This window comes from Pseudomonas sp. GXM4 (assembly GCF_008923895.1).
Lineage (GTDB): Bacteria > Pseudomonadota > Gammaproteobacteria > Pseudomonadales > Pseudomonadaceae > Aquipseudomonas > Aquipseudomonas atacamensis.
Genome location: NZ_WBRZ01000189.1, coordinates 1 through 10,867, shown reverse-complemented (window position 1 = coordinate 10,867; position 10,867 = coordinate 1). Strand labels below are relative to the sequence as shown.

8 protein-coding genes and 1 pseudogene are annotated in these 10,867 nt (G+C 63.0%); 7 read left to right on the top strand and 2 right to left on the bottom strand.

All coding sequences use genetic code 11. From position 1 onward, the window contains the following. The 4 genes and pseudogenes from F8N49_RS20190 to F8N49_RS20175 all read left to right on the top strand — a co-directional run. Positions 1-875: pseudogene (locus tag F8N49_RS20190) on the top strand (GntP family permease); the annotation flags it as partial. Between the two features lie 16 nt (positions 876-891). Continuing rightward, positions 892-1,752, top strand: a complete 861-nt coding sequence (locus F8N49_RS20185) for a MurR/RpiR family transcriptional regulator (RefSeq protein WP_024011492.1) — start codon at positions 892-894, stop codon at positions 1,750-1,752. Position 1,753: 1 nt separating this feature from the next. Further along, positions 1,754-3,211: an amidohydrolase family protein gene (locus F8N49_RS20180; protein WP_151552266.1), complete on the top strand. Its 1,458-nt coding sequence runs from the start codon at positions 1,754-1,756 to the stop codon at positions 3,209-3,211. A gap of 118 nt (positions 3,212-3,329) precedes the next feature. Further along, positions 3,330-3,698 carry a glyoxalase superfamily protein gene (locus F8N49_RS20175; RefSeq protein ID WP_016771789.1) on the top strand — a complete coding sequence of 123 codons (369 nt, stop codon included), beginning with the start codon at positions 3,330-3,332 and terminating at the stop codon, positions 3,696-3,698. Positions 3,699-3,980: 282 nt separating this feature from the next. On the opposite strand, the gene F8N49_RS20170 is transcribed toward F8N49_RS20175, so the two are convergent. Both F8N49_RS20170 and F8N49_RS20165 read right to left on the bottom strand, forming a co-directional pair. Beyond that, entirely contained in the window at positions 3,981-4,346 is a 366-nt protein-coding gene (locus tag F8N49_RS20170; RefSeq protein ID WP_151552264.1) for a DUF6124 family protein, read from the bottom strand. Between the two features lie 498 nt (positions 4,347-4,844). After that, positions 4,845-5,861, bottom strand: coding sequence for an AraC family transcriptional regulator (locus tag F8N49_RS20165; RefSeq protein WP_110646648.1), 1,017 nt, complete (start codon positions 5,859-5,861; stop codon positions 4,845-4,847). Positions 5,862-6,049: 188 nt separating this feature from the next. Between F8N49_RS20165 and F8N49_RS20160 the strand changes: the two genes are divergently transcribed. Genes F8N49_RS20160 through F8N49_RS20150 form a run of 3 tightly spaced genes read left to right on the top strand, consistent with a single transcriptional unit; the run spans position 6,050 to position 10,793 of the window. Next, positions 6,050-7,654, top strand: a complete 1,605-nt coding sequence (locus F8N49_RS20160; protein WP_151552262.1) for an FAD-binding oxidoreductase — start codon at positions 6,050-6,052, stop codon at positions 7,652-7,654. Continuing rightward, positions 7,651-9,246 carry a glycerol-3-phosphate dehydrogenase/oxidase gene (locus F8N49_RS20155; RefSeq protein WP_151552260.1) on the top strand — a complete coding sequence of 532 codons (1,596 nt, stop codon included), beginning with the start codon at positions 7,651-7,653 and terminating at the stop codon, positions 9,244-9,246. The genes F8N49_RS20160 and F8N49_RS20155 overlap by 4 nt, the downstream gene beginning before the upstream one ends. Next, positions 9,243-10,793 (top strand): FGGY-family carbohydrate kinase, encoded by a 1,551-nt coding sequence (locus F8N49_RS20150; protein WP_151552258.1) that lies wholly within the window; start codon positions 9,243-9,245, stop codon positions 10,791-10,793. The genes F8N49_RS20155 and F8N49_RS20150 overlap by 4 nt, the downstream gene beginning before the upstream one ends. The last annotated feature ends 74 nt before the right edge of the window (positions 10,794-10,867 follow it).

The window sequence follows — 10,867 nt, the reverse complement described above, 5'->3', positions numbered from 1 at the left end:
CGCTGGTGCCGCCGCACCCGGCGGCGATGCTCGCGGTGCAGGCCTATCAGGCCTCGGTCGGGCAGACCTTGCTGTACGCGATCGCCATCGGCATTCCGACCGCAATCATCGCCGGGCCGCTGTACGCCAAATTCATCGTGCCGCGCATTCAATTGCCGGCGGACAATCCGCTGGAAAAGCAATTTCTCGACCGTGAACCGCGCGACAAACTGCCGGGTTTCGGCATCACCATGGCGACCATTCTGCTGCCGGTGGTGCTGATGTTGATCGGCGGCTGGGCCAACCTGATTTCCACCCCCGGCAGCGCTTTCAACCAGTTCCTGCTGTTCATCGGCAATTCGGTGATCGCGCTGTTGCTGGCGACTTTGCTGAGCTTCTGGACGCTAGGGATTGCCCAAGGTTTCAACCGCGAATCGATCCTCAAGTTCACCAACGAATGCCTCGCGCCCACCGCCAGCATCACCTTGCTGGTCGGTGCTGGTGGCGGCTTGAACCGGATTCTGGTGGATGCCGGCGTCACCGATCAGATCGTCGGCCTTGCCCATGAATTTCATTTGTCGCCGCTGATCATGGGCTGGTTGTTCGCCGCGCTGATGCGCGTTGCCACTGGCTCGGCCACCGTGGCGATGACCACCGCATCAGGCGTTGTCGCGCCGGTGGCCATCGGTCTGGGTTATCCACACCCTGAGCTTTTGGTGCTGGCGACCGGCGCGGGCTCGGTTATCTTTTCCCACGTCAACGACGGCGGCTTCTGGTTGATCAAGGAATACTTCAACATGACGGTCGCGCAGACGTTCAAGACCTGGACCGTGCTCGAGACGCTGATCTCGCTGGTCGCTTTCGCGCTGACCGTCGGCCTTTCCTACCTGCTGTAACCGGAGCCCGCCGCCCATGGACATCCTCTACCAGATCCGCGCCCGCCAGGATTCCTTCAGCGCCGGCGAGGGGCGCATTGCGCGGTTGATGCTCGACGATGTCGGGTTTGCCGCCAGCGCCAGCCTCGAAGACCTCGCACAACGCGCCGAGGTCAGCACCGCCACGCTGTCGCGCTTTGCCCGCACGGTCGGCTGCCGCGACTTGCGAGATCTGCGTCTGCAACTGGCCCAGGCCAGCGGCGTTGGCAGCCGGTTTCTCGACCCGGCGGGCACGCCTGAGCAGTCGGCGTTCTACGGGCAGATCGTCGGCGACATCGAAACCACCCTGCGCCAGCATCTGGCCGGTTTCGACGAATCGCGCTTCGCCGACGCTGTGAAATTGCTCAGCCAGGCGCGGATGATTCACGCGTTCGGCATGGGCGGTTGCTCAACCCTGTGCAGCGATGAATTGCAGGTGCGTCTGGTGCGCCTCGGTTACCCGATTGCGGTGTGTCATGACGCGGTGATGATGCGCGTCACCGCCGCCAGTTTGAACGCCGAGCAAGTGCTGATCGCCTGCTCGCTGACCGGCATCACCCCGGAGCTTTTGGAAACCGTGGAGCTGGCGCGCAACTACGGCGCGCGCATTCTCGCCATCACTCGCGGCGATTCACCACTGGCGGAACTGGCCGACGTCGTGCTGCCGCTGCAGGGCGCGGAAACCTCGTTCATCTACAAACCGACGGCGGCGCGCTACGGCATGCTGCTGGCCATCGACGTGCTCGCCACCGAGCTGGCGCTGGCCAGCCCTGAAGACAATCAAGAACGTCTGCGGCGAATCAAACTCGCCCTCGACGAATACCGTGGCGGCGACGATCACCTGCCGCTGGGAGACTGACATGCAGTACGACACCCTGATCCGCAACGCGCTGGTTATCGACGGCAGCAACACGCCCGGCTATAAGGCCGACGTGGCAATTCTCAATGGCCGCATCGAGCGCATCGGCGATCTGCCTGACGCCCGCGCCAGCGAAGAAATCGACGCCGCCGGCCGGGTGCTGGCGCCGGGTTTCATCGACGTGCACACCCACGACGACACCGTGGTCATCCGCCAACCCGAGATGCTGCCCAAGCTCAGCCAGGGCGTGACCACGGTGATTGTCGGCAACTGCGGCATCAGCGCTTCGCCGGTCACTTTGAAGGGCAATCCGCCGGACCCGATGAACCTGCTCGGCAGCGCAGCGGCGTTCGTCTATCCGCGTTTCAGCGACTACCGCGCCGCCGTCGAAGCGGCCAATACCGCGCTGAATGTCGCCGCGCTGGTTGGCCACACGGCGCTGCGCAGCAATCACCTCGACGACCTGTTCCGCACCGCGACCCCCGACGAAATCACCGCCATGCGCGAGCAGTTGCGCGACAGTCTCGAGGCTGGCGCGTTGGGTTTATCCACAGGCCTGGCCTACGCCAGCGCCTTCAACGCCTCGACCGATGAAGTCATGCAACTGACCGAAGAACTGACGGCGTTCGGCGCGGTGTACACCACCCATCTGCGCAGCGAATTCGCTCCGGTGCTGGAGGCGATGGACGAAGCCTTTCAGATCGGCCGACACGCGCAATCGCCGGTGATCATTTCCCACCTCAAGTGCGCCGGCGTCGGTAACTGGGGACGCAGTCCGCAATTGCTCGCAGCGCTGGAAGAAGCGGCGAAAACCCACCCCGTCGGCTGCGATTGCTACCCGTACGCGGCGAGTTCCTCAACCCTGGATTTGAAGCAAGTCACCGACGCCCACCGCATCACTATTACCTGGTCGACGCCGCACCCGGAAGTCAGCGGGCGCGACCTGATCGATATTGCTGGCGAATGGAAACTGTCGCTGGAAGAAACCGCGAAACGTCTGCAACCGGCGGGCGCGGTGTACTACGGCATGGACGAGGCCGATGTCAGAAGAATCCTTGCCCATCCGCTTTCGATGGTCGGCTCTGACGGACTGCCGGAAGACCCGTTCCCGCATCCGCGCCTGTGGGGCGCTTTCCCACGGGTGCTGGGCCATTTCAGTCGCGACATCGGGTTGTTTCCGCTGCACACCGCCGTGCACAAGATGACCGGCCTGTCGGCGGCGCGTTTTGGCTTGCAGGAAAGGGGCGAGATTCGAGAAGGGCATTGGGCGGATCTGGTGTTGTTCGATCCGGCGACCGTGCGTGACGTGGCCGATTTCAACGATCCGCAGCGGGCGGCGCAGGGGATCGACGGGGTTTGGGTCAACGGCGTGTTGAGTTATCGCGACGGGCAGGCGAATGGGGCGAGGGCAGGGCGGTTTCTTGCGCGACAGGGTGACCTGCGCGACAACTTTCGTTAAGGATTCGTGGTGTGCGTCACAGTGATGGCACATTGCAATTAAAGAAAGCCATCCACAAGCCGATTTGCTGACATCCTCCCCGTCTACATTGTGGGGCCATTCAGTCAGGGAGCACCCCATGAGCTTCGGCAAAACCACCCCGATCCTGCGGATCTTCGATGAGGCCAAGGCTGTCGAGTTCTACGTCGATTTTCTCGGCTTCAAGATCGACTGGCAGCATCGCTTCGAAGCGAATTTTCCGCTGTATCTGCAGGTGTCACGGGGCGAGTGTGTGCTGCATCTGTCCGAGCATCACGGCGATGCCTGCCCGGGTTCGGCGCTGCGTATCGAGACCGATGAGCTGGAGGCGTTTCAGCAGCAACTGATGGCCAAGGATTACAAGTTTTCCCATCCGCAGATTCAGGCGATGCCGTGGGGCAGTCAGGACATGACCATTGCCGATCCGTTTGGCAATCGGTTGGTGTTTACCAATGCGATCAGTCTTTGAGCTTGGCGCCCAAGATCAAAAGCCCCTCACCCTAGCCCTCTCCCGGGGGGAGAGGGGACCGATTGCGGGATGCTCGGGAGTTACGCCGACCTGAATGTGCTGTGCTGAATCCATAATCGAATTGAATGCATGGCGTCGAATCCATAATCGACTCGGTCTTTCAGGTCGACGGACAGCGCAAGACAGCTGGGTCGGCCCCCTCTCCCTCTGGGAGAGGGCTGGGGTGAGGGCAACCCCTGACACCCCACAAAAACCAGCCCACACCAAATTCCTCAAAAACCCTCAATCAGTCGGCACCAACCGATCCAGCACGCGATTCACTGCCATCTCCGCGACCATCACAATCTGCGCGATGCCCTGCAACGTCTTGCGCTGCGAGCCGTTCACCAGCCCCGCCTGATCGTTGAGCATCACCGTCGCCGACCCCAACGTTTCGCAGGCATCGGCCAAAAGCGATTCGTTGTCTGCCTCGGGATTGGCCATGTACAGCGTGTTGGACTTGTAGGGCGGGGCCATGAATTCAGCGCTGGACGGGCCGAGGTAATGATCGAGGGCGCGGTCGGCGGCTTCGTGGAATTTCTTCGATTCGGCGGATTCGTAGGGGGATGCCGGGTCGGTGGGTGGCGGGTTTGGGGTTACTTTGAACATATCCAGATCCTCATTTTGGCTGGCCACCGCTTCCCTACTAAAGGAAGTGGAGGCAGCTGTGCGCAGGTTAGTAGACCGGGGATCTGGGAAACCGGCGCGCCCGAGGGCGCCCTGCGCACAGCCACCATAAAGCTCAGGCGAGACCTGACTGTCTGATGAACTATGCACCCCAAATACTCCGGGCTACTAAACCCGATCACTGATGGGCAGTGACGCAATCACAGTAGCGATGAGGTCTGGGGCGCACAAGCCGGCGGATTCTGGCGCAGGCGTAGGCAGCGGCGCAAGGAATTGTGGGTGGTTTCGCTGAATGTCTGGCGGCTTTAAACAGTTGAAGGGAATCGTGTTTATTGCGCGATTTATGTGGCGGAAATTTACGGCGCTGCCGATGACGCCATCGCTGGCAAGCCAGCTCCCACAGTGTCCGAGTTGATCACTATATCTGTGGCTTGCACCGAACCTGTGGGAGCTGGCTTGCCAGCGATAGGGCCATCAGCATCACCGCCGATTCCGCAACCGAAACTCCCCCGGCGGCATCCCGCGCCAGCTCTTGAACGTGCGATGAAATGAGCGCGGTTCGGTGAAGCCCAGATACTGCGCAATGTCCTGAATCGGCAACGTGCTGTTGAGCAAATAGTGCTCCGCCAACTCCTGACGCAGCTCATCGAGAATCTGCTGATACGACGTCCCGACCTGCTGCAACTGCCGCTGCAACGTGCGCACCGACACGCTGAGCTGTTCGGCCACTTGCTCCTTGCGCGGCAAGCCCTCCTTGAGCAAACCGCGCAGGATGTTTTTCACCTGCTGCGCCAGCGAGGCATCTTCCAGCGTCGCCAGCAAACCCATCGCGTGTTCTTCCAGGGTTCGCAGCAATTGCGCATCGGCCTGGCGCAGCGGCAACTGCAAATACGCCAGCGGCACCACCAGCGCCGAATACGCCTGATCGAACCGCACCGGGCAACCAAAAAACGCCTCGTACTCGGCCTGCGTCACCGCATCCGGCCGCCCATGCTCCAGCCATACGCAGGCCGGCGACAGCTGCGTGTCGGCGATCCAGCGCGCGTAGTGCAGCCACGAACCGAGCACGTTTTCCACCAGATGCCGACGAATCCGTGGCCGCTCGTAGCGGCAGGTCCAGATCAGATGCACGTGCTCGCCCTGCACCTCGGCGCGGCTGACACCCATGTCGCCGACGAGTTTTTCGAACGGCATGATCCGGCTCATGGCATCGCCCAACGTCGCGCAATTCATGGTGATGTAACCAAGCACGCTCCACGAATTGGGCAGGACGAAATTCGCCGCATGCAGCCCGAACAACCCATCGCCCGAGTGCTCGCAGAAATAATCCAGCAAGCGCTCGTGAACCTCGCCCGGCAGGCGCAAGGTGTTGTCGCTCAACTGCTGCGCCTGCAGCCCGGCCGCCGCCAACGCAGGCTCGATGGCCATGCCCAACTGTTCGGCATGACGCAGGTATTTGAGCAGCGGCGGAACGGAAGTGAAGCCGAGCGATGGCATGGTCGCGGTCCTTTGATCGACGGCGCGTGAGCGAATGAATGGCGCAAGGTAAGTGGATTGCCCGGCGAAAGTAAATGCCCGGACGTTTGGCGCCATTCGCTACAGGTTCTGGCCCGATGCGACCGTGACAGATCTCCAGCGCTGACTAGTATGCAAGCTTGATCCAACGGCAGAAAAAGGACACACGCATGCGACGCTGGAACGGCTGGGGAGAGGCAGGCACGGTGGTCGAACTGCCGGCCCAGGGCGCGACATTTCTCCACGAACGCCTGGGCGCCGGCCGGGCATTGCCCGATGCGACCCTGGCAGCGGCGTTGGCGCAAGTGCCGACCTCGCGTCTGGTGCCGCATCGCTTGTACAGCGTCGATACTCACGATCGCCTGCTGCACGCGCGCGGCCAGAGCCTGCCGGACTGGCTGGCGTTGCGCGAAGGCGCGTTGGGTACTTATCCCGATGCCGTGGCGTTTCCTGAAACGGCCGAACAGATCCGCCAATTGCTGACGCTCGCCCATGATCAGGATCTGTGCCTGATTCCCTACGGCGGCGGCACGTCGGTGGCCGGGCACATCAATCCGCCAAACTCCGCGCGTCCGGTGCTGACGGTGTCGCTGGCGCGGATGAATCGCCTGACCGACCTCGACGAACAAAGCCTGCTGGCGACATTCGGCCCCGGCGCCAGCGGGCCGCAAGTGGAAAGCCAGTTGCGTGCGCGCGGCTACACGCTGGGGCATTTTCCGCAGTCGTGGGAGCTGTCGACCCTGGGCGGTTGGGTGGCCAGTCGTTCCAGCGGCCAGCAGTCGTTGCGCTACGGGCGGATCGAGCAGTTGTTTGCCGGCGGCACCCTGGAAACGTTCGCCGGGCCTTTGCAGATTCCGACGTTCCCGGCGTCGGCCGCCGGCCCGGATCTGCGTGAAGTGGTGCTCGGTTGCGAAGGCCGTTTCGGGATCATTTCCGAAGTCAAGGTGCGGGTCAGTGCGTTGCCGGCGGACGAACGTTTCTACGGCGTGTTTCTGCCCGACTGGCCGCACGCGCTGCAAGCAATCCGGCAACTGGCGCAGGCGCGCGTACCGCTGTCGATGCTGCGCCTGTCCAACGCGGTGGAAACCGAAACGCAACTGGCGCTGGCCGGCCATCCGCAGCAGATCGCCTGGCTGGAGAAGTACCTTAAGCTGCGCGGCGCTGGCGACGGCAAATGCCTGCTGACCTTCGGCGTAACCGGCAATCGCCAGCAAAACGCACTGTCACTGAAACACGCGCGCCAGCATCTGAAAGCCTTCGGCGGCGTGTTCACCGGCACCCTGCTGGGCAAGAAGTGGGCGCAGAACCGCTTCCGCTTTCCCTACCTGCGCGAGAACCTGTGGAACGCCGGTTACGTGGTCGACACCCTCGAAACGGCCACCGACTGGAGCAACGTCGACCACCTGCTCAGCCTCATCGAAAACAGCCTGCGCGACGCCTTGGCCGCCGAGGGCGAGCGCGTGCATGTGTTCACTCATCTCTCGCACGTCTACGGCGAAGGCTCGAGCATTTACACCACTTACGTGTTTCGCCCGGCCGCCGACTATGCCGCGACGCTGGCGCGCTGGCGGGTGCTCAAACACGCGGCCAGCCAGACTATCGTCGACAACCACGGCACGATCAGTCATCAGCACGGCGTCGGCAAGGATCACGCGCCCTATCTGCTGCGCGAAAAAGGCCCGCTGGCGATGCAGACATTGCAGGCGCTGAGCGAACATTTCGACCCGGAAGGGCGCCTCAACCCGGGCACGCTGTTGCCAGAGTCGCGGCCATGACGGCGAACTGGAACGCGCAATGGCGCGAGCAGATTCTGCCGACGCTGGCGGATGAAACCTGGGACCTGATCGTCATCGGCGGCGGCATCAGCGGCGCCGGAATCGTCCGCGAAGCCGCGCGCCGGGGCTGGCGCTGTTTGCTGCTGGAACAGCGTGATTTTGCCTGGGGTACGTCCAGCCGATCATCGAAAATGGTCCACGGCGGTTTGCGGTACATCGCCAAGGGCCAGTGGCGCCTGACCCGCGACTCGGTGCGCGAGCGTCAGCGCCTCCTCGACGAAGCGCCGGGGCTGGTCGAGCCGATGAGTTTCATGATGCCGCACTATCGCGGCGGCTTTCCCGGGCCGCGCGTCATGGGCGGCCTGCTCTCGGTGTACGACGCGCTGGCGGGGCGGCGCAACCATGCTTTTCATGACGCGCAGCAACTGCGTTTTCTCGCCCCGGGGGTGAAGGAAAACGGCCTGCTCGGCGGCAGCTGTTTTGTCGATGCCCTGACCGATGACGCGCGGCTGGTGATGCGCGTACTGCGCGAGGCCCGGGCCGATGGTGCGGTGATTATCAGTGGTGTGCGGGTCACGCAACTGCTGCGTGAAGGCGGGCGGGTGTGCGGGGTTCAGATCGAAGATGGCGAGGGCGGCGCGACGCTGCAATTGCGCTCCGCTGTGTTGGCCGTGGCCACGGGCGCGTGGGCTGAGCGCCTCCGTCCCGCTGACGCTGCGAAGCAATTGCGACCGTTGCGCGGCAGTCATCTGTTGCTGCCGGGCTGGCGTCTGCCAGTGGCGCAGGCGTTCACTTTTCTGCATCAGCGCGATCGGCGCCCGGTGTTCGTGTTTCCGTGGGAAGGCGCGACGGTGGTCGGCACCACGGACCTCGATCACCGCGAAGACCTCGACCACAGCGCGCGCATTTCCAGTGACGAACTCGACTATCTGCTCGCCGCGTTCCAGCAGCAATTTCCCGGCGCCGAAGTGGGCGTCGACGACGTGCTGTCGACCTGGTCAGGCGTGCGTCCGGTGGTCGGCAGCGCGACGGGTGCGCAGCAGGGCAAACCGTCCAACGAGACCCGCGAACATGTGCTGTGGCAGGAGCCGGGTTGCGTGACGTTGGCCGGCGGCAAACTGACCACGTTTCGCCCGCAAGCGATCGAAGTGCTCAAGGCGTGCGCGGTGATGCTCGGGCGCTCTTTTGTCGATGACGGCGCGCCGGTGTTCGCCTCTGTGCCACCGCTGACAATTGCGGGACTGAGCGGCAATCAATGGCGACGCTTGGCCGGACGTCACGGTCGAGACCTGCCGAGGCTAAAGCAATTGCTCGGCGAACTCGGTCTGGAAACGGTTGGCGCCAGCGATACTCTGTGGGCAGAGCTGGCGTTCGCCTGCGAGGCGGAAATGATTCTGCACCTGGATGATTTGCTGCTGCGTCGCACCCGTTTGGGCCTGTTGCTGCCGCGTGGTGGCGAGGACTATCTGCCTGCGATTCGCACGCTCTGCCAGCCACGATTGGCCTGGGACGATGAGCGCTGGCTAGCGGAAATTCAGCGTTATCGATTGTTGTGGCTGCGCGATCACGGCTTGCCGGAGATCACGCCATGAAATACCTGTTAGCGATCGACAACGGCACCCAGAGCGTGCGCGCATTGCTCTTCGATCTGCAGGGCAATCTGCTCGGCAAAGGCAAAGTCGATCTGCAGGCGTACTACTCGACGCAACCCGGTTGGGCCGAGCAGGATCCGGAATATTACTGGGCGAAGCTTGGCGAGGCTTGTCAGCAACTCTGGCAGCAGACTGGCATCGACCGTGCGCAGATTGCCGGCGTGTCCGTGACTACCCAGCGCGGCACGGTGATCAACGTGGACGCGGACGGCAAATCGCTGCGCCCGGCGATTGTCTGGCTCGATCAACGTCAGGCCGAGGTCGAGGGCGGCATCAAGGGGCCGTGGGGCTGGCTGTTCAAACTGGTCGGCGCCCAAGCGACGGTGGATTATTTCCGCGCCCAGGCCGAAGCCAACTGGATCGCCCGGCATCAGCCCGAGGTGTGGGCGGCGACTGACAAGTTTTTGCTGCTCTCGGGTTTTCTCACTCATCGCCTGTGCGGGCGCTTCGTCGATTCGGTCGGCTGCTGCGTCGGCTATCTGCCCTTCGACTTCAAACGGCTGAAGTGGGCGGCACCGCGCGACTGGAAATGGCAGGCGCTGGCGGTGCGCCCCGAGCAGTTGCCGATCCTGCACAAACCCGGCGAAACCCTCGGCTACATCACAGCCGAAGCCGCCCGGCACACTGGCATCCCCGAGGGCCTGCCGTTGATTGCCGCAGGCGCGGACAAGGCCTGCGAAGTGATCGGCTCCGGCGTGGTCGATACGCGCACGGTGTGCCTGTCCTACGGCACCACCGCGACCATCACCAGCACCCGCTCGCGCTATTTGGAAATCGTCCCGCTGATCCCGCCATATCCCTCAGCCGTGCCCGATCAGTACAACTGCGAAGTGATGATCTATCGCGGCTACTGGATGGTCAGCTGGTTCAAGAACGAATTCGGCCTGCGCGAGATGCAGCAGGCAAAAGAGCAGGGCATCGAACCGGAGCAACTGTTCGACGCACTGGTCAACGCGGTGCCGCCGGGCTCGATGGGTTTGATGCTGCAACCGTACTGGTCACCGGGCATCCGCGAACCGGGCGTGGAAGCCAAAGGCGCGATGATCGGCTTCGGCGACGTACACACCCGCGCGCACATCTACCGGGCCATTCTCGAAGGACTGGCCTACGCGCTGCGCCAGGGCATGGAGAACATCGAACGGCGTTCGAAGGTCTCGATCCAGCGCCTGCGCGTCGCCGGCGGCGGCTCACAAAGCGACGCCGCGATGCAACTGACCGCCAACATCTTCGGCTTGCCGGCAGAGCGCCCGCATGTGTATGAAGCGTCCGGGTTAGGGGCGGCGATTTGCTGTGCGGTTGGGTTGGGGTTGCACAGGGATTTTCCAGCGGCCATTGCGGCGATGACACGGGTTGGAGCGGTTTTCACACCGCAGTCTGAGGCGCAGAAGGTTTATGAGCAGTTGTATAAAGAGGTGTATTTGCGTATGTACCGGCAGCTCAAACCGCTGTACCAAAGCATCCGCAAAATCACCGGGTATCCCGAATAGTCCCGACACCATAGACCCCTGTGGGAGCGAGCCTGCTCGCGAATGCGCAGTGTCAGTCAATGATGATCTGAATG